Raw genomic sequence first — 23,094 nt, forward strand, 5'->3', positions numbered from 1 at the left:
CGCGCGGGGGCCGGTTCGGCCCCCGCGTGGTTTTAACGAGGATGTGCAGGTCGGCATGGCATCGAAACGGATGGGCGATCCTGATCCGCAGACCCGTTTCCTGCCGCTTCCCTATCCATTGACGGACCGGGGCACGGAGCGAAAGGTCGGTGTAGAGATCGAGCTGAGCGGGCTGAACGAGGTCCGTGTCGCCCGGATCCTGCGCGATATCTGCGGAGGCACCATCGACCGCACGGGTGCCTACGAACTCCGCCTGAGGGACAGTACCCTCGGCACGATCAAGGTCTACCTCGACACCGCCTACCGCGACCGCGTGACCTCCGAACTTGCAGATGTGGGCATGTCCATGGCGCGCGCCGTGGTTCCGGTCGAACTGGTCTTCCCGCCCCTCCCGGCCTCGTCCCTCGCGCCTCTCGATGACATCCGGGACGTCCTTCGCCGCGCCGGCGCGTCCGGTAGCCGGAACGGCCTCTTCCTCGGCTTCGGCGTTCACTTCAACGCCGAGTGGCGCGCGCCGGACCTGGGCTCGATCCTGCCTGTCCTTCGCGCCTTCGCCTTCCTTGAGGATTACCTGCGCGATACGGACCAGATCGACCCCGCGCGGCGCGTCCTTCCCTTCGTCGATCCCTATCCCCGGCGCCTCCTCGATGCACTGGCCGCTGATCCCCCCGGCTCGATCGAGGCGCTGATCGATCTCTATCTCTCCCTGACACCGACCCGGAACCGCGCTCTGGACATGCTCCCGGCGTACAAGGAGCTGATGCCGGGCAAGGTGCGCGGCAGGATGGGCGGCGGCATTTCGGCCCGTCCGACCTTTCACTATCGCCTGCCGGATTGCCGGATCGACGAAGAGGGATGGACGCTGGCCTACGAATGGAACCGCTGGGTGCTCGTGGAGAACGTCGCGAGCCATCCGACGCTCCTGGGCACGCTGGCGGAGGACTGGAAGGCCTATCGCGCCTCATGGATCACGTCCCGCTTCGACTGGCCGCGCATGGTCGCGAAGCGCCTCGCCGCCGCGGGACTGGTGGAGACGCGCGCATGAAACCGAGGATCGGCGTCACCGCCTCCAGCCGGTCGGGCTGGCGTATCTTCCCGCTCGTCGCCTTCAACATCTGGCTTGCCGGCGGGAAGGCAGTCAAATGGGTCACGGCAGGTGACGTCGATATCGACGCGGTGCACGGCGTCATCATCGGCGGAGGGGACGACATCTCTCCCGATCTCTACGGCGGCGAACTCGTCACATCGGCCCGGCTGGACCCCGAGCGGGACGCTCTGGAGCAGAACATCGCCCGCATCGCCTTCGAGGACGGCACCCCCATCCTCGGGATCTGCCGTGGCAGCCAGATGCTCAACATCACGCTCGGCGGCACGCTCAATCAGGACGCCTACAGCACATACGAGTCGCGGAAGTATCGCACGATCCTGCCTCGCAAACGGGTCAGACTGGAGCCCGAGCGGCGCCTCTCCACGATCTGCGGACCGCAGGAGATGCGTGTGAACGCGCTCCATTCGCAGGCCGTGGACACGCTTGGAGAGGGGCTCGCCGTCGCCGCCCGGGACGAGGGCGGGATGATCCAGGCCATCGAGCGGGTGCGCGATCCCTTCGCCATCGGCGTCCAGTGGCATCCCGAACACCTCTTTTACGCCCGGCGCCAGCGCAGCATCTTCCGCGCCCTCGTGACCGCCGCGCGCGCCTATCGCGAGAGCCGCGCACAGCTCGCCCATGTCGATGCCGAGGGCATTTCCCCGTAACGGGTCAGGTTCGGCGCTTCGCCCGGAGCGTCGGATCCGACTGGCGCGGATCCTCGGGCCACGGGTGCCGCGGGTAGCGCGCGCGCATGTCCTTGCGCACATCGGCGTAGCTCGACGTCCAGAAACCCGGCAGGTCCATCGTCGTCTGCACCGCGCGACCGGCGGGAGACAGGAGGGTGACGCGCAGCGGGCGTCGCCGGGGACCGATCACCGGATGCTCCGTGACGCCGAAGAGTTCCTGCACCCGGACCTCGATCTCGGGGTGATCGCCCTCCCAGTCGATCGGGACGAGGCGGCCGAGCGGGGTCTCCCAGACGGGCGGCATCTGGTCCTCCATCCGCTTCATGGCATCCCATCCGAGCCGCGCCTGAAGCGCGTCGAAGGTGTCGAGCTTGCGGATATCGGCAGCGGTCCTGACGCCGGTGAGGTAGGGCAGCAGCCATTCCTCCGCCTCCGCCATCAGCGTCTCCTCCGACATGTCCGGCAGATCACCGCCCTCCGCCCGGAACAGCTCCGCCCGATCCCGCAGACGCGCCGCACGCGGCCGCCAGGGAAGCCCGATGGTCCGGACCCCGTCCAGCGCCGCGCGCGCCACGTCCGCGGGGTCCGCATCCAGCTTCGTCTCGGCCAGCACCAGCGCCCAGAGCCGCTCCTGCGTGACGGCCACGACCCTGCCCTCCCGCACCGACCAATAGGTCCGGTCCACCGCCTCGATACGGTCCGCGAACAGCCGCCTGAGGGACGCCTCGGCAATTGGTACCGCCTGCCGGATCCTCGCCTCCCGCGTGTCACCGCCCAGATCGGTCGCGACGAGAAGCCGGGTTCCGGCGAGCGGGTCGCCCGCCTCCATCGCCGCGCCCTTGCCGCCCGAAAGCAGCCAACGCGGCGCATCGCCGGGCCGTCTGAGGCCGATCCGGTCGGGATAGGCGAGCGCGGCGGCCTCCTCCGGTGGCAGGTCGTCGCCCTTCGGGGTCAGCTTCGACAGTCGTTTCGTCTCCTCCCGGATGCGCCTGAGTGGCCCGGTCAAAACCTCCGCCGCCACGCGCTCCCCCCGGACGGCCCGAAGCCGCGCCTTGAGATCCACCCCGGCGCCCTTCAGCGGATCGCGTTCGGAGAGGAGCGCGGCGAGCGGCGCGGCCGACCGGCCGGCAACGAGCAGCATGTGCGCCAGGCGCGGATGGAGCGGCAGGCGCGCCATGGCCCGCCCGTGCTCCGTCAGCCCGCCCTCCGCACCCAGCGCGCCAAGGTCTGCGAGCAGCGCGCGCGCCTCGGCTAGCGCCGGCGCCGGCGGGGCGGTGAGGAACGGCAGGTCCGCCGCGTCCCGTGCGCCCCATAGCGCGAGGTCGAGTGCGAGGCCGGCAAGGTCCGCCGCCTCGATCTCGGCCGGGGGATGGGACGCCAGCGAGCCCTCCTGCCCCTTCGTCCAGAGCCTGTAGCAGATCCCCGGCCCGAGCCGCCCCGCCCGTCCGGTGCGCTGCGTCGCCTCGGCCCGTGTCACCCGCTCGGTGACGAGGCGGGACATGCCGGAGGCCGGATCGAACCGGGCCCGCCTCGACTTCCCGCCGTCGACGACGCAGGCGATCCCCTCGATCGTGAGCGAGGTCTCGGCGATGGACGTGGCCAGAACGACCTTCCTTGCCCCCGCCCGGCACGGCGCGATGGCCGCGCGCTGGTCCGCGAAGGGAAGCGCCCCGAAGAGCGGCCGGATCTCCGTATCCGTGGGGACGGACAGGCGCCGGGCGACGCCGCGGATCTCCCCCTCGCCCGGCAGGAAGGCAAGGATGGAGCCGTCCGTCTGCGTCAGCGCATGCGCGATCAGCTCCGCCATCGCCTCTTCGAAGCGCTTGCCCTTGGGAACCGGAGTGTCCAGGTGCCGCACGTCTACCGGAAAGGCCCGCCCCTCGGCTGTGATCACGGGCGCGCCGCCCATCAGCCCGGCCACCGGCCCCGCTTCCAGTGTGGCGGACATCGGCAGGATCACGAGGTCCTCCCGCAAGGCTCCGCGCACCTCGAGGCAGAGGGCGAGGCCGAGATCGGCATTGAGGGACCGCTCGTGGAACTCGTCGAAGATCACCGCGCCGACGCCGTCCAGCCCGGGATCCGATTGCAGCCGGCGGGTCAGGACCCCCTCGGTCACGACCTCGATCCGCGTCGCATCCGACACCTTCGCCTCGCCCCGGATCCGGTAGCCGACCCGCTCGCCGACCGCCTCGCCGAGCGCGTCCGCCATGCGCTCCGCCGCCGCGCGGGCGGCGAGGCGGCGCGGCTCCAGCATGACGATCCGTCCCTGCACCAGCTCCGCCTGCATGATCGCCAAGGGAACCCGTGTTGTCTTGCCCGCCCCCGGAGGCGCCTGAAGCACGGCCTGTCCCTCCCGGCGAAGGGCGTCGAGCAAATCGGGAAGGACGGCATCGATGGGCAGGGTCATGACGCCTACCTGCCCGAGGCGGGCGACCGGGTCGAGGGGGGAGGCGCGGCGCGGGATGGCGCACGCCCTGCCCGGCCCGGCGCGCGCCGCGGCCTCCCGTCGCCTAGGCGGGCCGCTCCCTCGTGCTATCTCAGACGCCGCAATGCTCATCGAAGCCAATCAGATCGAGAAGTCCTTCGGCACGGGGGAGGCGCGGCGGACGGTCCTGTCCGGCGTGTCCCTGTCTCTCGCTCCCGGGGAAACGCTCGCCCTCACCGGCGAGTCCGGCAGCGGCAAGAGCACCCTTCTCAACATATTGGGGGCCCTAGAGCCCGCGGACGGGGGCGATCTTCGCATCGCGGGCACGGACCTCGCCGGCCTCGGGGATACCGCCCGCGCGCGCCTGAGGCGGGACCGGATCGGCCTCGTCTTCCAGCAGTTCAACCTCGTCCCCTCCCTGACCGTCGCGGGCAACCTGTCGCTTCAGGCGCGTCTCGCGGGGCGTCAGGACACGGAATGGGAGCGGCACCTCGCAGGCCGGCTCGGGCTGACGGATCACCTGACGCGCTATCCCGACCAGCTCTCCGGCGGGCAGCAGCAGCGGGTCGCCATCGGGCGGGCGCTCGCCTCCCGCCCGGCCCTCGTCCTCGCGGACGAACCGACCGGAAACCTCGACGAGGAGACCGCGGACAGGGTCATGACCCTGCTCACGGACCTCGCCGCCGAGAGCGGTTCTGGCCTCGTCATGGCGACACATTCGGAGCGCCACGCCGCCCGTCTCGCCCGGCGCGCGCATCTCACGCTCGGACAGCTCAGGTGATCCGGGCCGCGCTTCTCACCCTCCTGTCGCATTGGCGCCGCCACCCGGGGCAACTCGCCGCGCTCCTTCTCGGGCTCGTCATGGCGACCGCGCTCTTCTCAGCCGTGCAGGCGATCAACGCCGAAGCGCGGGCAAGCTACGCCAGCGCCTCCGCCCGCCTCGGCGCAGGGGCCCTGCCCTCCATCTCCGGCCCCGGCGGCGGACCTGTGCCGGTAGAGACCTACGCCGCCCTCCGCCGGGCCGGCTGGCCGGTCACCCCGGTCATCGAAGGCGCCCTGCAGGCGGGGGATGAGCGTGTCCGGCTTCTCGGCATCGAGCCACTGACCGCACCGGGGGACATGCTGCCTGCGGGCGCGACCGAAAGTGACGGGCTGGATCTCATCTCCGGCGCCTCCCTCGTTCTGGCCGCGCCGGATGTCGCTGACGCGGCACGGTCCCTCTCCGGGATCGACGAGGTGCGCGAGCTGGGCTCCCTTCCTCCCGGCGAGATCGTCGCGGACATCTCCGTCGCCGCGCGGCTCCTTGATGCCGGCACCTCCGTCAGCCGTCTCCTTCTGACCGGCCCGGCGCCGGGCCCGCTCGGCGAGGCCGCACCCGGTCTCATCCTCAGCCGCCCCACGACCGGCGACGATCTCGCACGGCTGACCGACAGCTTTCACCTCAACCTCACCGCCTTCGGCCTGCTGGCCTTCGCGGTCGGGCTCTTCATCGTCCACGGCACGCTCTCTCTCGCTTTCGAGCAGCGGCGGGCGATGCTGCGGACGCTGCGCGCGCTCGGGCTGCCGCTTCGGACCGCGCTAACGCTGATGCTCGCCGAGACGCTGGCTCTCGCCCTCGTCGCGGGTGCGTCGGGCGTTGCGGCCGGCTACCTCGTCGCGGGCGTCCTCCTGCCGGATGTCGCGGCGACACTAGGCGGGCTCTACGGCGCCGAGGTTCCTGGCACCCTCGCCTTCCGTCCCGGCTGGGCCCTCGGCGGGCTGGCGCTCGCGGGGCTGGGCACGTCCCTCGCCGCGGCGTCCGGCCTCGCGGGCCTTGCCCGGATGCCGCTTCTGCAGGGCGCCGTCCCGCGCGCCTGGGTCAGGGGCGGCACCGGCGCGCTCGCCGTGCAGGCGGCGGCGGGCGGTCTTCTCATGCTCTGCGGGTTCGTCGCGGTGCAATGGGGACAGAGCCTGATGGCGGGGTTCGTCTTTCTGGGAGGACTGCTTCTCGGCGCGGCGCTGATCCTGCCGGCGGCCCTCGCGCTGATCCTCGCCGGCGCGCGGCGGCTTGCACGGGGACCGGTGGCCGAATGGTTCTGGGCCGATACGGGACTTCAGGCGCGGGGGCTGTCGCTTGCGATGATGGCGCTCCTTCTTGCGGTGGCGGCGAATGTCGGGGTGTCGACCATGGTCGGCTCCTTCCGGCAGACCTTCACCGGCTGGCTCGATCAGCGCCTCGCGGCGGAGCTCTACGTCGAGGCCGAGACGGGCGCGGAGGCGACACGGCTCGCGGCGTGGCTGGAGGGGCGCGCCGACGCCGTCCTGCCGATCCGCTCGGCCGAGGCGGTGCTCGGCGGCGCACCGGGCGCGATCAGCGGCGTGGTGGACGATCCTACCTACCGAGAGAACTGGCCGCTCCTCGCCGATACGCCGGGGGCGTGGGACAGGCTGGCGGCGGGCGAGGCCGCGCTGGTCAACGAGCAGCTCGCGCGGCGCACCGGTCTCTCCGTCGGCGATCCCGTGGCGCTCGGGTCCGACTGGAGCCTGCCGATCGCGGGGATCTACTCCGATTACGGCAATCCCTCCGGCGAGGCGATGGTGTCGCTGGCGCTGCTGGAGGCCCGTCGCCCCGGAGCGGTGACCGGCCTGCGCTTCGGGGTACGCACCGCCGAGCCGGAGGCGCTGGCGGCGGCGCTTCGGGAGTTCGGCCTGCCCCCGTCCCGGATCACCCGGCAGGAGGAGATCAAGGCCGCGTCACTTCGCATCTTCGAGCGGACCTTCGCTGTGACCGGTGCGCTTGGCGTCCTCACCCTCGGCGTGGCCGGCTTTGCGATTTTGACGGGGCTCCTGACGCTCGCGACCATGCGCCTGCCGCAGCTCGCGCCTGTCTGGGCGCTCGGCCTCGGCCGGCGGCGGCTGGCGATACTGGAGCTGTTGCGCGCGGCGCTCCTCGCCGGGATCACCTTCGTCCTCGCCCTGCCGCTCGGACTTGCCCTCGCCTGGGCGCTGCTTGCGGTGGTCAACGTGGCGGCGTTCGGCTGGCGGCTGCCGATGGACATCTTCCCCGGGCAATGGCTCTGGCTTCTCGCCTCGACGCTCGCCGCCGCGCTGATCGCCGCGGCGATCCCTGCCCGGAAGCTCTGGACCGCGCCGCCCGCGCGGCTCCTCGCGACATTCTCGGCCGAGCGCTAGCCCCGCCGGGCGGCGAAGAAGTCCTTGAGGAGCCGGGCCGCCTCCCGCTCTCCCACGCCGTCGATCACCTCAGGAACGTGATGCGCCTGCGGGTGGGAGAAGATGCGGGGGCCTTGCGCGATGCCGCCGGACTTGGGGTCGGAGGCGCCGTAGATCAGGCGGGAAATGCGCGCGGCCGAGATCGCCGCGGCGCAGATCGGGCACGGCTCCAGCGTAACGTAGAGGACATGGCCCGGGAGCCTGTCGGATCCGGCGGCGGCGCAGGCGGCGCGCAGAACGAGGATCTCGGCATGAGCGGTGGGGTCGGAGCGCTCCCGGGTGCGGTTGCCGTCCTGCGCCACCACGCGGCCCGCGGGATCGAGCAGCACGGCTCCAACGGGCACCTCGCCGCGCGAGGCGGCGGCTTCGGCCTCCCGGAGGGCGATATCCATATGCGGAGCGAAGCGGCTCATCTCGCAAAGCGCGGTAGCCGAGGTGCGGCAGCCTCCGCAAGCGTCATGGCGATTGCGAAGTCCCGCGCCCTCCCCTATGGCCGGAGCCATGACCGACAGCCCCACCCCCGCCGGCGAGCGCATCGCCAAGGTGATCGCCCGTTCAGGCCGTGCCAGCCGCCGCGAAGCCGAACGGCTGATCGAGGCCGGGCTCGTGACCGTCAACGGCAAACGCATCGACAGTCCCGCGCTGAACGTGACCTCCGCCGACCGGATCGTCGTGGAGGGCAAGGCGCTCGAGGCGGCCGAGCCGCCCCGTGTCTGGCTCTATCACAAGCCCGCCGGCCTCGTGACGACGGAGCGGGACGAAAAGGGCCGCGAGACGGTGTTCGACGCGTTGCCCGAGACCATGCCCCGGGTGATGAGCATCGGCCGGCTCGATCTCAACTCCGAGGGGCTGCTTCTTCTGACCAATGACGGCGCGATCAAGCGGCGGCTCGAACTCCCCTCCACCGGCTGGCTCAGGCGCTACCGGGTGCGGGTGAACGGCGCGCCGGGCGAGGCGGCGATGGCCGAACTCCGCGCCGGTATCGAGGTGGACGGCGAGCGCTTCCAGCCGATGAGCGTGACGCTCGACCGGCAGCAGGGCGCCAATGCGTGGCTGACCGTGGGCCTCCGCGAGGGGCGAAACCGGGAAATCCGGCGCGCCGCCGAGGCGGTCGGCCTCGTCGTCAACCGCCTCATCCGGGTCAGCTACGGTCCGTTCCAGCTGGGCCAGCTCAAGCGCGGCGAGGTGTCCGAGGTGAAGGGCAGGATCCTGCGCGATCAGCTTGGCATGGATCCCGAGGATGTGCCTGAGGGCGCCCCTGCGAAGAAGGGACGCCGTCCCGCCGCCTCGTCTTCCGCAAGGGACACTCGCCCGGCGAGCGCCGGTGCGTCCGCGAAGAAGACCCGTCCGGCGGGCCGGGATGCACCCGAAAAGCCGGGCCGCGGGCCGCGTCGGATCTCCGGTGGAGGCTCCAAGCCCGGTCGCCCCCCACGTTCGCGCTGAGATACGCCATCACCCGCGTGAGCCTCGAGGGGGCCGGCGAGTCCGCTTCGGCGCCCGTCTGATCCGGCGTCCGGCTCACGCAGAGATCACGGCAATGTTGCCCTCGACGGCCTGCCGTGCCTTTCTGGACCCGACACACCCAATCAGGCGATGACCCTTTTTCCGATGACAGATCTCTTCACGCTCCAAAACGGCGGCAATCTTCTGATGCTGCTCTTCCTCCAGGCCGTGCTTGGCTTCGACAACCTTCTCTACATCTCCATCGAGAGCCAGCGCGCACCGCTTGCGCAGCAGCGCTCGGTGCGATTCTGGGGCATCATCATCGCCGTGACGCTGCGGATCGTCCTGCTGTTCGTGATGCTCCAGCTTCTGGGCATGCTGACCGCTCCGTTCTACGTCTTCAACTGGGACGGGATCCTGACCGGGGGCGTGAACTTCGCGACCTGCGTCTTCCTGATCGGCGGCATCTTCATCATGTACACCGCTGTGAAGGAGATCGGGCACATGCTTCGGATCGAGCATCTCGATGTCGATCTCGACAACAAGTCCGGCAAGTCCGCCACGCGCGTCATCATGCTGATCGTGGTCATGAACCTCGTCTTCAGCTTCGATTCGGTGCTGTCGGCGATCGCCATCACCACCGTCTTCCCGGTCCTCGCCGCCGCGATCCTGCTGTCCGGTCTGGCCATGCTTCTGCTGGCCGATACGGTGACGGCGTTCCTCGAGAAGAACCGCATGTACGAGGTGCTCGGTCTCTTCATCCTGCTGATCGTCGGCGTCGTGCTGATCGGCGAGGCGGGGCCCGCCGCGGCCCATGCCGCGCATGACGAGGCCCTTCAGCTGCGGATCTTCGGATACGAGCTGCTGCCGATGTCCAAGACGACATTCTACTTCTCGGTGGTGGTCCTCGTGATCGTCGAGGTGGTGCAGTCCGGCTACAAGCGCAAGCTGGAGACGGAGAGCCGCTCCCGTGTCCGCGGCCACAAGCAGCAGGCCCGCATGCAGGGCGGAACGCGTCTCTGAGGGGCTCCGCCCCCGGCCGCCCGAAAACGGGCGGCCTCCCCCGGGGTATTTCCGGGAAAGGCGAAGGGGGCCTTGGCCGCGCGGATCGGCAGCCCCATCTTGAAGGCCATGAATAACCCAAGCGAGAGGGGTGCGGCGTGCGCTTCGTGATATTTCTCGGCTTCATCGCCCTCGTAGGGGCGGCGCTCCTGCTCGGTATCGTCGCGGCGGGGCGTCTCCTTCTGAGCGCGCGCGAACCGCAGCCGGCCGAGGGTCCGATCAGGAGCGGAACCGTTCAGAAGGTGGCCTTCGGCATCCTGTGGCTTCTCGTGGCCGGCGTCTCCACCGGGCTGATCGGGGCGGAGTGATGGCCGAACGGTTCGGCGGACGCTATTCACCGGGTGCTGGCGGGACGGACAGGCCGCCGCGCGGCGCCGGTCGCCGGATGGCGGACACCCCCGCGCGCATGGCCCCGCGGCGCGGGCGCGGTCGGGTCAACCTTCTCTATCTCGCGCCATTGCCGCTCCTCTGGACCGGGCTAGCGTCCTCTCCTCTCGGGATGGCAGCCGATTTCGCGGCCTGCGCCGTGCTCGTCTTCGCGGCCTGGATGCTGTCCGAGGGGCTTGAGGCGGAGCGCGCGTTTCAGGCGCGCAAGATCGCCCGCCGCCCGGCCCTGCCCCGCAAGATCCTCGCCTCGGTCCTCACCGGCGCCGGCGTGGCGCTTGCCGCCTTCCCCGCCGAGGCGCCGGCGCTTCTGGGCCCGGCCATCCTCGGCATCATCGCGACGATCCTGCACGTCACCGCCTTCGGCCTCGACCCCCTGCGGGACAAGGGCATGGGCGGTGCGGTCGGCGCTCAGGCCGACCGGGCGCAGCGCGCCGTCGAGGAAGGCGAAGCGGTCCTGTCGGACATGGAAGCCGCCGCCCGCCGCATCGGCGAGCGCAAGGTCGTCGTCCGCGTGGCCAGCTTCGCCGCCGCCGCCCGGCGCATGTTCCGCACCGTCGAGGAGGATCCGAGGGACCTTGCCGCCGCGCGGCGCTACCTCTCCGTCTACCTCGTCGGCGCGCGGGATGCGGCGGTGAAATACGAAGAACTGGCCCGCCGCCGGCCCGATCCCGGGGCGCGGGCCGACTTCCTCTCGCTTCTCGACGATCTCGAGGCGAATTTCGCTGCCCGAACGACAAAGCTTCTCGACAGCGACCGGCAGAGCCTCGATATCGAGATCGACGTCCTGAGGGACAGGCTTGCCCGCGAGGGCGTGGACCCCGAGCGGAACTGATCCGCAGGTCCGGCGCTGAAGCGGTGCGGGCCAAGTCAAGGAGACCGGAAATGTCGAGGATCAAGGAAAAGGGCCAGGGCGCCGAGACCGCGGCCAGCGACGTGACTAACGTTGCGCTGCCGGAGCCCTCGCCCGCCAACGCCGTCACTCCCATGGCGCAGGCGGACCCCGCCGTGTCCGCCGAGATCTCGCGACGGATGGCGGAGATTGACCTGACCGATACCGGCTCCATCGTCTCCTTCGGCGCGGGCGCGCAGGGCGAGTTGCAGAGCATCAGCCAGTCCATGCTCGCCGACGTGAAGAGCAAGGATGTCGGCCCCGCGGGCGACAGCCTCCGCAGCATGGTCGCGGCCATCAAGGGCTTCTCCGTCACCGAGCTCGACACCCGCCGCAAGCGCACCTTCCTTGAGCGCATCATGGGCCGCGCCGCGCCGTTTGCCCGGTTCATGGGACGCTTCGAGGACGTGCAGGACCAGATCGACCGGATCACCGATGAGCTTCTGTCCCACGAGCACCGCCTTCTGAAGGACATCAAGGCGCTCGACCTGCTCTACGAGAAGACCCTCGCCTTCTACGACGAGTTGGCTCTCTACATCGCCGCCGGCGAGGAGAAGATCGCCCGCATCGACGCCGAGGACATCCCGGCCAAGGAAGCGGAGGTGAATGCCGCTCCCGAAGACCGCCAGGTCATGCTGGCGCAGGAGCTGAGGGACCTGCGCGCCGCGCGGGACGACCTCGAGCGCCGGGTGCACGACCTGAAGCTGACGCGGCAGGTGACGATGCAGTCCCTGCCCTCGATCCGGCTCGTGCAGGAGAACGACAAGAGCCTCGTCACCAAGATCAACTCGACATTGGTCAACACAGTCCCGCTTTGGGAAACGCAGCTGGCGCAAGCGGTGACGATCCAGCGCTCCAGCGAGGCCGCCGAGGCGGTGAAGGGCGCTAACGATCTGACGAACGAGCTCTTGCGCTCCAACGCGCAGAACCTTCGGCAGGCCAATTCCGCGATACGCACCGAGATGGAGCGAGGCGTGTTCGACATCGAGGCGGTGAAGGCGGCGAATGCCGATCTCATCGCGACGATCAACGAAAGCCTTGCCATCGCCGACGAGGGCAAGGCGAGGCGCGCCGCGGCGGAGAAGGATCTCGTGGAGATGGAGGGCGAGCTGCGGCAGACCCTCGCCTCCGCCCGCTCCCGCCAGACCGGTCTCGGCGACAGCGCCGCAACATCGCTCCCGCCCCGCTGAGAGGATCGTGACGGGGCGCACCCTCCTTCCGCTTCAGCGGATCGGCGCCCTCGCGGCGCTGGCGCTCCTCTGCGCCTGCGCGCAGCCGCCGGAGGATGCGGTGCGGACGGCGCCCGCGGCAACATCCCCGCGTCCCGAGGCGCGGGCGGAGGCGAAGCCCGACCTTCCCGTCTCGACGGAGGACCTTCGCCTCGTCGCCTACTACAATCGCGTTCAGACCAACCTCAAGTCGCAGGGGCTTCTGCGCACCGATGGCGGCGGACCGGACACGCCGCGCAGCGCCTTTCGCCTGACGGAGGACTTCGTCCGCGTCGCGCTCTATTCCGAGTATCGCTTCCTCAGCACCGGCCTCGTGCCGGAGGAGACCGCCTCCCGCCTGCACCGCTGGGACGCGCCCGTGCGCATCCGCCTGACGGTGGGGGACGGCGTGCCGGCGCGGAAACGGGCCCAGGACCGCAAGTCCCTCTCGGACCTCGTTCCGCGGCTGGCCGCCGCCACCGGCCACCCGGTCTCCGTCACGACAGGGTCCGACGCGAATTTCGACGTGCTGATCCTGACGGAAACCGAGCGCCGCTCCTCGGCCGCGCTCCTGCGCAGCCTCGTGCCCGGCCTGTCCAGCAGCACCACGCGGGAGATCGAGAACCTGGCGCGGGAGACCTACTGCGTCGTGTTCGCCTTCGCGGACGGCCCGTCGGCTCCCTACAATCGCGCCGTTGCCGTGATCCGGGCGGAGCATCCTGATCTTCTGCGGACGTCCTGCATTCACGAAGAGGTCACCCAGGGGCTCGGCCTTGCCAATGACAGTCCCACCGCCCGGCCCTCGATCTTCAACGACGACGAGGAATTCGCGCTGCTGACCCGGCATGACGAGGACATGCTGAGGATCCTGTACGACCCGCGTCTGCGGATCGGCATGGCGGAGCCGGAGGCACGCCCCATCGTAAAGCGGATCGCCGAGGGCTTGTTCGGCGCCGGCAGCTGAGCCGCCGCGTTGGCCGCTCCGAACCACCTACCTCCCGGAAGACCGCGGCCCGCTGGCGGTGCCCTTCGCGAGTGGCGCAGGGCCTCCTTTTGAGGATATACTTCCCGCAGCGCGCCTGAATGCGGGCGCACCTGACAACCACGTCACAAGACGGATCGCATCCCATGGGCATTCTCGACTTCCTGTCCGGCCAGTTCATCGACGTCATCCACTGGACCAGCGACACCCGCGACACGCTGGTCTGGCGGTTCGAGCGCGAGGGGCACGAGATCAAGTACGGCGCCAAGCTCACCGTGCGCGAAGGCCAGTCGGCGGTCTTCGTGCACGAAGGCCAGCTTGCGGACGTCTTCAGCCCCGGTCTCTACATGCTCGAGACCAACAACATGCCGATCATGACCACGCTTCAGCACTGGTCCCACGGCTTCAAGTCGCCGTTCAAGGCGGAGGTCTACTTCGTCTCGACGAACCGCTTCACCGATCTGAAGTGGGGCACCAAGAACCCGGTCATGCTGCGCGATCCCGAATTCGGACCGACGCGGATCCGGGCCTTCGGGACCTACGCCATCAAGGTCACGGACCCCGGCCTTTTCATGAGCGAGATCGTCGGCACCGACGGCGAGTTCACCATGGACGAGATCAGCTTCCAGATCCGCAACATCATTGTCCAGCAGGCGAGCCAGGTGATGGCGGCCTCCGGCATCCCGGTCCTCGACATGGCCGCGAACACCTCGGACATGGGCAAGATCATCGCCACCGAGGTGTCCAAGGTGCTGGCCGAATACGGCCTGATCCTGCCCGAGTTCTACATCGAGAACATCTCGCTTCCGCCCGCCGTCGAGAAGGCGCTCGACAAGCGGACGTCCATGGGCGTCGTCGGCGATCTCGGTCGCTACACCCAGTACCAGGCCGCCGAGGCGATGGAGCAGGCCGCGCGCAATCCCGGCGGCGGTGGCGGCATGGGCGCCGGTCTCGGCATGGGCATGGGGATGTCCATGGGGAACATGATCATGGGGCAGCCGGGCGGCATGGCCCGCGGTCCCTGGGGCGCCATACCGCAATCGTCGCAAGGTCAGGCCGGCGGTCCTGCCGGCGCGCATGGCCACCCGGATGCGCATCAGCCCCCCGCGCAGGCCGCGCCGCCGCCGCCTCCCCCGGTGGAGAAAGTCTGGCATATCGCCGAGAACGGGCAGACCCACGGCCCCTACAGCAAGGCCCGGCTCGGGCGGATGGCGCAGGACGGCGGCCTCACCCGTGCCACGCTGGTCTGGACCGCCGGGCAGGACGGCTGGATGCCGGCGGAGGACGTGGCCGAACTGGCGCAGCTCTTCACCGTCATGCCACCTCCGCCTCCGCCGCCCGCCGCGGGCTGAAGCGTCGGGCCGGCGCCTTGATGTTTAGCGCAAAGCGGACCGGGGCGCGGGAGCCAGCAGCGACAGAAGCGGCGCGGCGCGGCACGCGCCCTCGGGGAAGTCGATCGGAGCATCGGCGCGCAGCGCTGGAAACGGCGTCTGTGGCGGACGCTGGCTTTCGGTGACCAGACGGCCGTCGAGGCAGAGATCCTGCGCCGCATTGCCGATGTTGAAGCCGAAACCGCCCGGCCCGCAATCGGTGCCGTATCCGTCCATGTTCCAGGCCTGCGGCATCCGGATGCCCTCGCCCTCGACGACGAAGGCCCCGGCGCCCGGGGCAAAGGTGAGGCGCCAGGTCGTGTCCAGCGTCAGATCGCCGAGGCCCCAGCGGCCGACCTCCTCCTCCCCGGCGAACCCCTGGATGGCGAAGCAGGACACGTCAGCGCCCGTAACGAGCCCGCTCTCCTGCTCGGGGTAGGACATCGCGCCCTCGAGCCGCCAGTCGCCGGCCCCCTCCCAGGCGAATGTCCAGTAAGCCATGTCCGCCGCGGCTGGGATCGGCAGGAGGAGAAGCGCAAGGCAGAGACGGAGCATGACGAGGGCCTGGTCTGGGATCGGCGGTCAGATGGGCCGGAGGGAGGCGCGCCGTCAAGCGATTGCCCCGCGGCGCCGGATGATTGCCGCCGATGCGCGCCGGGCGGCTTGACGCGCCGCGCGGCTGGCGGGAACACTCCTCCGCGCCGCACACCGCGCCCCTGATCGGACTTGCGCGCCCGTGGGCCGCGCTCGTATGCCGCAGACCCGAACCGCCGGAGAATCCAAGTGCCGCCTCCCCTGCCGCCCGTGACCGCCAAAGACCAGGCGGCCCCCGGAGAGATCGAGAAGCATCGCTTCCCCTGCCCCGCCTGCGGCTCGGACATGCGCTTCCGTCCCGGCGGGATGGAGCTTCTGTGTGACCATTGCGGCCACGAGGAAGCGATCGAGGCGCCTGGCGGGGCGCAGCTGGCCGAGGCGCTGCGCGAGCTCGACTTCGCCGAGGCCGCGCGCGGCGGCCTGCCGGAGGCGCAGATGGAGACGACCCGCACCGTCCATTGCGACAGCTGCGGGGCGAATGTCGAACTGGGTGAGGCCGGGACGGCGCGGGAATGTCCGTTCTGCGGCTCCCCCCTCGTGGCGGGCGCCGCGGCGCACCGACATGTCCGGCCATCCGCCGTCCTGCCCTTCAAGATCACCGAAGAGGCGGCGCGGCAGCACATGACCGACTGGCTCGGCGGCCTGTGGTTCGCGCCGAACGGTCTGCGGGACTACGCCCGCAAGGGGCGCCGGATGCAGGGGATCTACGTGCCCTACTGGACGTTCGACGCAGCCACCGCGACCCGGTATTCCGGCCAGCGCGGGGACGATTACTGGACCACCGAAAGGCGCGTCCGCAACGGCAAGACGGAGACCGTTCGGGTGCGCAAGACGCGCTGGCGGTCGGTCTCGGGCCATGTCTCCCGCGCGTTCGACGACGTGCTCGTGGTCGCCTCGCGGTCCCTTCCGGTGGAGCATACGGACGCGCTCGAGCCGTGGGATCTGGGGGCTCTCAGGACCTATCTTCCGGCCTATCTCGCCGGGTTCCGGGCCGAGGGATACTCGGTCCCGGTCGAAGAGGGGTTCGGTGTCGCGAAGGGCAAGATGGAGACTGTGATCCGGGGCGATATCCGGCGCGACATCGGCGGAGACCACCAGCGGATCTCCGGCCTGTCCACCGAGCATCGGCAGGTCACGTTCAAGCACATCCTGCTGCCCGTCTGGCTCGCCGCCTACAAGTTCCGCGGGGAGTCCTTCCGTTTCGTGGTCAACGGCCGCACGGGAGAGGTGAAAGGCGAACGGCCGTGGTCGAAGTGGAAGATCGCATTCGCCGTCCTCGTGGCCGCGATCCTCGCCGGCGTCTTCGCTTATTTCTACGGGATGTACGGCTGAGCCGGGACAGGGACGAAGGTGGGGCGGATCGGTCACGCCCCGTGCCGCGGATGCCGCGCCGGGGCTTGCCCGGCCCGCCGCAGGCGCACAGGTAAGGCGTGTAACAGTTTCATGACACGCCCCGCCCGGAGAGCTTCATGGCGCCTGCCGCCCCCTTTCGTTCCCGCTTCTCCGCAAGGTGGGCCGCGCTGCTCCTCGCGGGGGATATCGTTCTTGTCGCGGTCTTCCTGATCGTCGCCTTCCGCACCGGCGGGGACCTTCCGAACCTCCTCGATATCGAGAAGCAGGACAGCATCGCGTCGTCCTACATCTACGCCAAGTGGCTGGCCGCGGCCGTCGCGCTCCTGATCGCGGCGAAGCGCGGGGCCGGCGAGATGACGAGATCCTTCGGCTACATCTTCCTGATCATCCTGTTCGACGATTCGCTGGAGCTGCACGAGCGGGTCGGCGAATGGCTGGCGACCGGCCTCGGCGTTCCGGCGCTCCCGGGTCTGCGGGTGGAAGATAGCGGCGAGTTGATGATCTGGGCGCTCTGGGGCGTGATCGCGGCGCTTCTGCTCTTCCGCGGCTGGCGCCGCGACGGGCCGGAGGGGCGCCGGTTCGGTCTGATCCTGACGGGCCTTATCGGACTTCTCGCCGTCTTCGGCATCCTCGGCGACATGGCCCATGTGATGGCCGCGCGCGGGGGAATGGACGACAGCGCGGCGGCCATCATCCTCGCCGCCGTCGAGGACGGGGGCGAGCTTCTCGTGGCCTCTCTGATGGTGGCGTTCGCAATCCCGCGCGTTCCGCCGAAGACGCGCGCCTTGCCGTAGCGGCCCGCCTTCGCTAATCGCGACTGCGCCGGTACCAAAAAAGGTGATGCGATGATCCTCTGCGCGGGCGAGGCCCTGATCGACATGCTGCCGCGGACGAGCACCGCAGGCGAGGACGCCTTCGCGCCGGTTCCGGGCGGGGCCGTCTTCAACACCGCCATCGCGCTCGGCCGGCTCGGCATCCCGGTACGCTTCTTCTGCGGCATCTCCCGCGATCTGTTCGGCACCCGGCTCATGGCGGCCCTCGAGGCGAGCGGGGTGGACGCCGCCCCGGCCATCCGCTCGGACCGGCCGACGACGCTCGCCTTCGTCGAGCTCGTGGACGGACAGGCGCGCTACGCCTTCTACGACGAGGCCTCCGCCGCGCGGCAGATCCGCCAGCGGGATCTGCCGGGAGCGAGGAAGATGGAGGGCGTGGATGCGGTCTTCGTCGGCGGCATCTCCCTCGTGCCGGAGCCGTGCGGCGGGGCGTACGAGGCCCTCGCGAAGCGGGAATCGGGCAAGCGACTGGTGATGCTGGATCCGAATATCCGGCAGAGTTTCATCAAGGAGGACCGCCCGTTCCGGGACCGCGTCTTTCGCATGATCGCCTCGGCGGATGCGGTGAAGGTCTCGGACGAGGACCTCGAATGGATCCTCGGGCCCGGCGACATCGCGACGCGGGCGGAGCAGATGCTGGCGCTCGGCCCCGATCTCGTCTGCGTCACCCAGGGCTCGAAAGGGGTTACGGCGTACCTTCCGGGACAGGAACACCTCGTCCTCGCGGACCGGGTCGAGGTGGTGGATACGGTGGGCGCGGGTGACACGTTCAACGCAGGGCTGCTGGCGGGGCTTCACAAGGCGGGGCGTCTGTCGCCCGGCGCGCTCAAGCGGATCCCGACGGACGATCTTCTGTCCGCCCTGCGCCTCGGCGCGCGGGCGGCCGCCGTCACCGTCTCCCGCGCAGGCGCCAATCCCCCGTGGGCGGACGAGCTGGCATGAGGGCCCTGATCCAGCGCGCCACCGAAGGCTCGGTTACCGTGGACGGCGAGACGATCGGACAGATCGGGCCGGGCGTCGTCATCCTGATCTGTGCCATGCGGGGGGATACCGAGGAGACCGGCCGGGCGCTCGCCGCAAAGATCGCGAAACTGCGCATCTTCCGCGACGAGGACGGGCGGATGAACCGCTCCCTCCTCGATACAGGCGGCGCTGCGTTGGTCGTGTCGCAGTTCACGCTCGCCGCCGATACCAGTCGCGGAAATCGGCCGGGGTTCTCCGCGGCCGCGCCGCCGGAGGAGGGCGAGGCGCTCTACCTCTCCTTCGCGGAGGCGCTGAGGGCGGCCGGCATCGAGGTCGCCACGGGGCGGTTCGGAGCGGACATGGCCGTCTCGCTGGTCAATGACGGGCCGGTGACCATCTGGATGGACACGGCCGGGAGCTGATGCCGCTGCGTCATGTGCGGGGTGTCGCGGGATCATGGGATCGCGGCGCGAGAGCCATGAAGAGCAGGCGTCCGGGCCGGGTAGTGCTCCCCCTGCTCCATGCGCGGCCGGAGCGCCCGCCCCGCTGCCGGCCTCACGTGCACCTCACGGCTGCTTGACTTACGTTAGAGCCGCGCCATTCTGCTAAGCCATGAACAGCGGCCAGAAATTTTTCGACGAGATGCTGGCGGCGGATGGCAGTGCCCGCTCCGCCTACGCCGGATACAGCCATTGGTACGAGGCCGAGGAACTGGCCCGTCTGCGCAAGAAGGCGAGCGAGGCGGAAGGCTTCTTCCGTCGCACCGGCATCACCTTCAACGTCTACGGCGAGACGGAAGCGAGCGAGCGGCTCATTCCCTTCGACATCGTCCCGCGCATCCTCTCGGGGCGCGAATGGGCGCGCCTGACAAAGGGCATCGAGCAGCGCGTCCGCGCGATCAACGCGTTCCTGCATGACATCTACCACCGGCAGGAGATCGTCCGCGCCGGTCGCGTCCCGCAGTCCCTGATCGAGAACAACGAGGCCTTCGAGCCGAAGATGATCGGCGTGTCGCCTCCGGGCGGTGTCTACACCCACATCGTCGGCGTCGACCTCGTGCGCACGGGCCCGGACGAGTTCTACGTTCTCGAGGACAATGCCCGCACGCCCTCCGGCGTCAGCTACATGCTGGAGAACCGGGAGACGATGCTGCAGATGTTCCCGGAGCTCTTCGGCGCGATCAAGGTGCAGGGCGTCCAGGATTATCCGCTGCGGCTCCGTCGCTCCCTCGCCGCCTGCGCGCCGCCCTCCACGTCCGGAAAGCCGCGCGTGGCGGTGCTGACGCCCGGCATCCATAACTCCGCTTACTACGAACATTCCTTCCTCGCCGATCACATGGGCGCCGAGCTGGTGGAAGGCCACGACCTGCGGGTCGACAATGGCCGCATCGCGATGCGCACGACGAGGGGGTACACACCGATCGACGTGCTCTATCGCCGGGTGGACGACGATTTCCTCGATCCGCTGAACTTCCGTCCGGACAGCTACCTCGGCGTTCCGGGGATCATGGACATCTACCGCGCGGGCGGGATCACCATCGCCAACGCCCCCGGAACCGGCATCGCCGACGACAAGGCGATCTATTCCTACATGCCCGAGATCGTCGAGTTCTACACCGGCGAGAAGCCGATCCTGAAGAACGTGCCGACGCATCGGTGCTCCGATCCCGAGAGCCTTGCCTACGTGCTCGACAACCTGTCCGAACTCGTTGTCAAGGAGGTCCACGGCTCGGGCGGCTACGGGATGCTGGTCGGCCCGGCGGCCTCCAGCGAGGAGCTGGAGACGTTCCGCGCCAAGCTGCAAGCGAAGCCGGGAAACTACATCGCCCAGCCGACGCTCGCGCTGTCGACCGTGCCCATCCTGACCGAGGCGGGGCTCGCTCCGCGGCATGTCGACCTTCGGCCCTTCGTTCTCGTCTCCCCCGACCGGATCGACATCACGCCGGGCGGGCTGACCCGCGTGGCGCTGAAGGAGGGCTCGCTCGTGGTCAATTCGAGCCAGGGCGGCGGGACCAAGGATACCTGGGTGCTGGAGGAGTAACGCCATGCTGGGCAAGACAGCCGGCGGACTCTACTGGATGTTCCGCTATCTCGAACGGTCCGAGAACATTTCCCGCCTGATCGAGGCGGGCTTCAGGATCGCGCTCACGCGTCCGTCGAATTCGGAGGACGAGTGGGCCGGCATCATCGATGCCGCGGGCTGCCGCAGAGCCTACGAGGCGCGGCATTCGGAGTTCACGCAAGGGAACGCCATCGACTTCCTGCTGCGCGACCCTGCGAACCCGTCCTGCACGCTCAACGCCATCGAGAATGCGCGCAACAATGCCCGCCTCGTCCGGGTGGCGCTGTCCCGGGAGGTCTGGGAGGCGACGAACGAGTGCTGGATGGAGGTCCGTCAGGCGCTCTCGCAGCCGGTGAAGGACAGGGACCTGCCCGAGGTGCTCGCCCTCATCCGCAAGCAGAGCGCGCTCGTGCGCGGCGCACTTCATGGAACGATGCTGCGTAACGATGTCTTCAACTTCGCCCGCATCGGCACGTTCCTCGAACGGGCGGACAGCACGGCACGGATCCTCGACGTCAAGTACTACGTGCTCCTGCCCTCGGCGAGCCAGATCGGCTCCGCCCTCGACAACGTGCAGTGGGAAAACATCCTGCGCTCGGTCGGCGGGGCACGGGCCTATCGCTGGCTGAACGGGTCGGACATCTCGTCCGCCGGGATCGCCGAGTTCCTGATCCTCGACCGGCAGATGCCGCGCTCGCTGATCTTCTGCGCCGAGAACATCGCGGGGAACCTGTCCTACATCATGCAGCAATACGGCGATCGCCTGACCTGCCACGACTATGCCGACGGCCTCGTCGGACGGCTCGGCTCAACAGCGATCCAGTCCATCCTCGATGCCGGTTTGCATGAGTTCATCGTCGATTTCCTCGAGACGAACGCGGCGCTCGGGCGGCAGATCGAAACCGAATACCGCTTCTACGGGTAACCAGATGCGCCTCAGGATCAGACACAAGACGGCCTACGAGTTCGCGGCTCCCGCCAGCTACGGGCTGCAACAGATCCGGCTCACGCCGAAGAGCCGGATCGGGCAGAGTGTCCTGACCTGGGACACGCAGATCGAGGGCGGCCGGGTCGAGACCGAGTTCGACGACCACAACATGAACCGCGTCATCCTCGCCTCCTTCACACCCGGCGTCGAACAGGTCACGATAACCTGCGACGGCGAGGTGGAAACGGCAGACACCAGCGGCGTCGTCGGGCAGCATGCGGGCTTCACGCCCCTGTGGTACTTTCTCTGGAACACCGATCTCAGCCGCCCCGGCGAGCGCGTCGAGGCGCTGATCGAGGGCTTGCGGGACGAGAGCGACCTCGTGACACGGATGCACGCCCTGTCCGCAAGGATCGCCGAGAACGTCGCCTACGAGACCGGCCGGACCTCGGCCATCACCACGGCCGAGGAGGCGCTGATCGAGGGTCGCGGCGTCTGCCAGGATCACGCTCACATCTTCTGCGCCGCCGCCCGCGCCATGGGACTGCCGGCGCGCTACGTCTCGGGCTACCTGATGATGGACGACCGCACCGAGCAGGAGGCGACCCACGCCTGGGCGGAGACGCATATCGACGGGCTCGGCTGGGTCGGCTTCGACGTCAGCAATGCAATCTCCCCCGACATGCGTTATGTGCGGGTGGCGACCGGGCTCGACTACAAGGAAGCGGCCCCGATTGCCGGATTACATTACGGCGCCTCCTCCGGTGCGATGCCGCACGTGCAGATCGAGGTGCAGCAGCAATAAGGCGCCCCTTCCCCGGGGCGAACACGAGATACATGACCTACTGCGTCGGGCTCCGGCTCAACCGCGGCCTTCTCTTCATGTCCGACACCCGCACGAATGCCGGCGTCGACAACATTTCCACATTCCGGAAGATGCACACGTGGCAGGGCGAGGGACGTTTCCTCACCCTCCTGTCCTCGGGCAACCTCGCCACGACGCAGGCCGTGGTCTCCCATCTCGAGGAACGCACGAAGGCCGCCGAGGACCGCAGCCCGTCGATCCTCGAACAGCCGTCGATGTTCCAGGCGGCGCTGACCGTGGGCGAGTGTCTTCGGGAGACGATCTCGCGCCAGAAGGGCGAGGGCCAGAACGCGGCGAGCACCAGTCCCTTCAACGCCACGCTCATCCTCGGCGGTCAGATCGAGCCCGGGCCCCCGCGGCTCTTCCTGATCTATCCCGAAGGCAATTTCATCGAAGCCTCGGATGACACCCCGTTCTTCCAGATCGGCGAAACCAAATACGGCCGCCCGATCCTCGTGCGCGCCTACGATCCCGAGATGAGTTTCGAGGCGGCGATCAAACTGCTGCTGGTGAGCTTCGATTCCACCATCAAGGCCAATCTCTCCGTCGGCCTGCCCCTCGACCTTCTGACTTACGAGGCAGACAGCTACGCGCCGGGCGAGGAACGCCGCATCGAGGCGGACGATCCCTACTTCGCGCAGGTGTCCGAGGGATGGGGCGAGGCCTTGAAGAACGCGCTGGAATCGCTGCCCGATTTCGTCCTCGACTGACGCAGGGAGGCCTCGCCTCTCGCGCCGCCCGAGCG

At 69.3% G+C, this 23,094-nt stretch carries 22 protein-coding genes; 19 read left to right on the plus strand and 3 right to left on the minus strand.

All coding sequences use genetic code 11. The features are described 5' to 3' along the window. Nucleotides 1-55 precede the first annotated feature (55 nt). Nucleotides 56-1,045 (plus strand): amidoligase family protein, encoded by a 990-nt coding sequence (locus DQG15_RS04495; protein WP_116083074.1) that lies wholly within the window; start codon nt 56-58, stop codon nt 1,043-1,045. Beyond that, entirely contained in the window at nt 1,042-1,755 is a 714-nt protein-coding gene (locus tag DQG15_RS04500; RefSeq protein WP_116083075.1) for a gamma-glutamyl-gamma-aminobutyrate hydrolase family protein, read from the plus strand. The genes DQG15_RS04495 and DQG15_RS04500 overlap by 4 nt, the downstream gene beginning before the upstream one ends. Before the next feature lie 4 nt (nt 1,756-1,759). Here the strand turns inward: DQG15_RS04500 and hrpB are convergent, their stop codons facing one another. Beyond that, a complete protein-coding gene (gene hrpB, locus DQG15_RS04505) occupies nt 1,760-4,183 on the minus strand; it encodes an ATP-dependent helicase HrpB (RefSeq protein ID WP_116083077.1) in 2,424 nt (807 codons plus the stop codon). Between the two features lie 142 nt (nt 4,184-4,325). On the opposite strand from hrpB, the gene DQG15_RS04510 reads away from it, so the two are divergent. Next, nucleotides 4,326-4,982, plus strand: coding sequence for an ABC transporter ATP-binding protein (locus DQG15_RS04510; protein WP_116083078.1), 657 nt, complete (start codon nt 4,326-4,328; stop codon nt 4,980-4,982). Beyond that, nucleotides 4,982-7,372: an FtsX-like permease family protein gene (locus tag DQG15_RS04515; protein WP_116083742.1), complete on the plus strand. Its 2,391-nt coding sequence runs from the start codon at nt 4,982-4,984 to the stop codon at nt 7,370-7,372. The genes DQG15_RS04510 and DQG15_RS04515 overlap by 1 nt, the downstream gene beginning before the upstream one ends. Here the strand turns inward: DQG15_RS04515 and DQG15_RS04520 are convergent. Then, nucleotides 7,369-7,824 (minus strand): nucleoside deaminase, encoded by a 456-nt coding sequence (locus DQG15_RS04520; RefSeq protein ID WP_116083080.1) that lies wholly within the window; start codon nt 7,822-7,824, stop codon nt 7,369-7,371. The genes DQG15_RS04515 and DQG15_RS04520 overlap by 4 nt on opposite strands. 88 nt (nt 7,825-7,912) lie before the next feature. On the opposite strand from DQG15_RS04520, the gene DQG15_RS04525 reads away from it, so the two are divergent. The 7 genes from DQG15_RS04525 (at nt 7,913) to DQG15_RS04555 (ending at nt 14,734) form a co-directional block, all read left to right on the plus strand. Next, nucleotides 7,913-8,854 carry a pseudouridine synthase gene (locus DQG15_RS04525; protein ID WP_116083082.1) on the plus strand — a complete coding sequence of 314 codons (942 nt, stop codon included), beginning with the start codon at nt 7,913-7,915 and terminating at the stop codon, nt 8,852-8,854. Nucleotides 8,855-9,019: 165 nt separating this feature from the next. After that, nucleotides 9,020-9,877, plus strand: a complete 858-nt coding sequence (locus tag DQG15_RS04530; protein ID WP_116083743.1) for a TerC family protein — start codon at nt 9,020-9,022, stop codon at nt 9,875-9,877. Nucleotides 9,878-10,014: 137 nt separating this feature from the next. Further along, nucleotides 10,015-10,224, plus strand: a complete 210-nt coding sequence (locus tag DQG15_RS04535) for a hypothetical protein (protein WP_116083083.1) — start codon at nt 10,015-10,017, stop codon at nt 10,222-10,224. A 77-nt stretch (nt 10,225-10,301) separates the two neighbouring features. Then, nucleotides 10,302-11,135: a 5-bromo-4-chloroindolyl phosphate hydrolysis family protein gene (locus DQG15_RS04540; protein ID WP_370454159.1), complete on the plus strand. Its 834-nt coding sequence runs from the start codon at nt 10,302-10,304 to the stop codon at nt 11,133-11,135. A gap of 50 nt (nt 11,136-11,185) precedes the next feature. Continuing rightward, entirely contained in the window at nt 11,186-12,382 is a 1,197-nt protein-coding gene (locus tag DQG15_RS04545) for a toxic anion resistance protein (RefSeq protein WP_116083087.1), read from the plus strand. A gap of 7 nt (nt 12,383-12,389) precedes the next feature. Further along, nucleotides 12,390-13,364 carry a DUF2927 domain-containing protein gene (locus DQG15_RS04550; protein ID WP_116083088.1) on the plus strand — a complete coding sequence of 325 codons (975 nt, stop codon included), beginning with the start codon at nt 12,390-12,392 and terminating at the stop codon, nt 13,362-13,364. 164 nt (nt 13,365-13,528) lie between these two features. Continuing rightward, nucleotides 13,529-14,734, plus strand: a complete 1,206-nt coding sequence (locus DQG15_RS04555; RefSeq protein ID WP_116083090.1) for an SPFH domain-containing protein — start codon at nt 13,529-13,531, stop codon at nt 14,732-14,734. Nucleotides 14,735-14,758: 24 nt separating this feature from the next. Here the strand turns inward: DQG15_RS04555 and DQG15_RS04560 are convergent, their stop codons facing one another. Continuing rightward, nucleotides 14,759-15,307: a hypothetical protein gene (locus tag DQG15_RS04560; protein ID WP_116083091.1), complete on the minus strand. Its 549-nt coding sequence runs from the start codon at nt 15,305-15,307 to the stop codon at nt 14,759-14,761. A gap of 240 nt (nt 15,308-15,547) precedes the next feature. On the opposite strand from DQG15_RS04560, the gene DQG15_RS04565 reads away from it, so the two are divergent. The 8 genes from DQG15_RS04565 to DQG15_RS04600 all read left to right on the plus strand — a co-directional run bounded on the left by DQG15_RS04565 (nt 15,548) and on the right by DQG15_RS04600 (nt 23,059). Further along, a complete protein-coding gene (locus DQG15_RS04565) occupies nt 15,548-16,678 on the plus strand; it encodes a primosomal protein N' (replication factor Y) - superfamily II helicase (protein ID WP_370454168.1) in 1,131 nt (376 codons plus the stop codon). Between the two features lie 137 nt (nt 16,679-16,815). Beyond that, nucleotides 16,816-17,493 carry a hypothetical protein gene (locus DQG15_RS04570; protein WP_116083093.1) on the plus strand — a complete coding sequence of 226 codons (678 nt, stop codon included), beginning with the start codon at nt 16,816-16,818 and terminating at the stop codon, nt 17,491-17,493. A gap of 51 nt (nt 17,494-17,544) precedes the next feature. Continuing rightward, nucleotides 17,545-18,474 carry a carbohydrate kinase gene (locus tag DQG15_RS04575; protein ID WP_116083095.1) on the plus strand — a complete coding sequence of 310 codons (930 nt, stop codon included), beginning with the start codon at nt 17,545-17,547 and terminating at the stop codon, nt 18,472-18,474. After that, on the plus strand, nt 18,471-18,917 hold the full coding sequence (gene dtd, locus DQG15_RS04580; protein WP_116083096.1) for a D-aminoacyl-tRNA deacylase: 447 nt from the start codon (nt 18,471-18,473) through the stop codon (nt 18,915-18,917). Before DQG15_RS04575 ends, dtd begins: the two co-directional genes overlap by 4 nt. Before the next feature lie 190 nt (nt 18,918-19,107). Then, nucleotides 19,108-20,535 carry a circularly permuted type 2 ATP-grasp protein gene (locus tag DQG15_RS04585; RefSeq protein ID WP_198665060.1) on the plus strand — a complete coding sequence of 476 codons (1,428 nt, stop codon included), beginning with the start codon at nt 19,108-19,110 and terminating at the stop codon, nt 20,533-20,535. Nucleotides 20,536-20,539: 4 nt separating this feature from the next. Continuing rightward, nucleotides 20,540-21,481 (plus strand): alpha-E domain-containing protein, encoded by a 942-nt coding sequence (locus DQG15_RS04590; protein ID WP_116083098.1) that lies wholly within the window; start codon nt 20,540-20,542, stop codon nt 21,479-21,481. A 4-nt stretch (nt 21,482-21,485) separates the two neighbouring features. Beyond that, nucleotides 21,486-22,289 (plus strand): transglutaminase family protein, encoded by an 804-nt coding sequence (locus DQG15_RS04595; protein WP_116083100.1) that lies wholly within the window; start codon nt 21,486-21,488, stop codon nt 22,287-22,289. 32 nt (nt 22,290-22,321) lie between these two features. Then, on the plus strand, nt 22,322-23,059 hold the full coding sequence (locus DQG15_RS04600; protein ID WP_116083102.1) for a proteasome-type protease: 738 nt from the start codon (nt 22,322-22,324) through the stop codon (nt 23,057-23,059). Nucleotides 23,060-23,094 lie beyond the last annotated feature (35 nt).

The organism is Tropicimonas sp. IMCC34011 (genome assembly GCF_003390865.1).
Classification (GTDB): domain Bacteria; phylum Pseudomonadota; class Alphaproteobacteria; order Rhodobacterales; family Rhodobacteraceae; genus Tropicimonas_B.

What these genes read in the sequence shown, in the direction of transcription:
- DQG15_RS04560 (WP_116083091.1), bottom strand. Translation starts at nt 15,307, where the DNA reads ATGCTCCGTCTCTGCCTTGCGCTTCTCCTCCTGCCGATCCCAGCCGCG.
- DQG15_RS04540 (WP_370454159.1), top strand. Translation starts at nt 10,302, where the DNA reads ATGGCGGACACCCCCGCGCGCATGGCCCCGCGGCGCGGGCGCGGTCGG.
- DQG15_RS04585 (WP_198665060.1), top strand. Translation starts at nt 19,108, where the DNA reads ATGAACAGCGGCCAGAAATTTTTCGACGAGATGCTGGCGGCGGATGGC.
- hrpB (WP_116083077.1), bottom strand. Translation starts at nt 4,183, where the DNA reads ATGACCCTGCCCATCGATGCCGTCCTTCCCGATTTGCTCGACGCCCTT.
- DQG15_RS04525 (WP_116083082.1), top strand. Translation starts at nt 7,913, where the DNA reads ATGACCGACAGCCCCACCCCCGCCGGCGAGCGCATCGCCAAGGTGATC.
- DQG15_RS04495 (WP_116083074.1), top strand. Translation starts at nt 56, where the DNA reads ATGGCATCGAAACGGATGGGCGATCCTGATCCGCAGACCCGTTTCCTG.
- DQG15_RS04590 (WP_116083098.1), top strand. Translation starts at nt 20,540, where the DNA reads ATGCTGGGCAAGACAGCCGGCGGACTCTACTGGATGTTCCGCTATCTC.
- DQG15_RS04545 (WP_116083087.1), top strand. Translation starts at nt 11,186, where the DNA reads ATGTCGAGGATCAAGGAAAAGGGCCAGGGCGCCGAGACCGCGGCCAGC.
- DQG15_RS04600 (WP_116083102.1), top strand. Translation starts at nt 22,322, where the DNA reads ATGACCTACTGCGTCGGGCTCCGGCTCAACCGCGGCCTTCTCTTCATG.
- DQG15_RS04500 (WP_116083075.1), top strand. Translation starts at nt 1,042, where the DNA reads ATGAAACCGAGGATCGGCGTCACCGCCTCCAGCCGGTCGGGCTGGCGT.
- DQG15_RS04530 (WP_116083743.1), top strand. Translation starts at nt 9,020, where the DNA reads ATGACAGATCTCTTCACGCTCCAAAACGGCGGCAATCTTCTGATGCTG.
- DQG15_RS04570 (WP_116083093.1), top strand. Translation starts at nt 16,816, where the DNA reads ATGGCGCCTGCCGCCCCCTTTCGTTCCCGCTTCTCCGCAAGGTGGGCC.
- DQG15_RS04555 (WP_116083090.1), top strand. Translation starts at nt 13,529, where the DNA reads ATGGGCATTCTCGACTTCCTGTCCGGCCAGTTCATCGACGTCATCCAC.
- dtd (WP_116083096.1), top strand. Translation starts at nt 18,471, where the DNA reads ATGAGGGCCCTGATCCAGCGCGCCACCGAAGGCTCGGTTACCGTGGAC.
- DQG15_RS04520 (WP_116083080.1), bottom strand. Translation starts at nt 7,824, where the DNA reads ATGAGCCGCTTCGCTCCGCATATGGATATCGCCCTCCGGGAGGCCGAA.
- DQG15_RS04595 (WP_116083100.1), top strand. Translation starts at nt 21,486, where the DNA reads ATGCGCCTCAGGATCAGACACAAGACGGCCTACGAGTTCGCGGCTCCC.
- DQG15_RS04510 (WP_116083078.1), top strand. Translation starts at nt 4,326, where the DNA reads ATGCTCATCGAAGCCAATCAGATCGAGAAGTCCTTCGGCACGGGGGAG.
- DQG15_RS04575 (WP_116083095.1), top strand. Translation starts at nt 17,545, where the DNA reads ATGATCCTCTGCGCGGGCGAGGCCCTGATCGACATGCTGCCGCGGACG.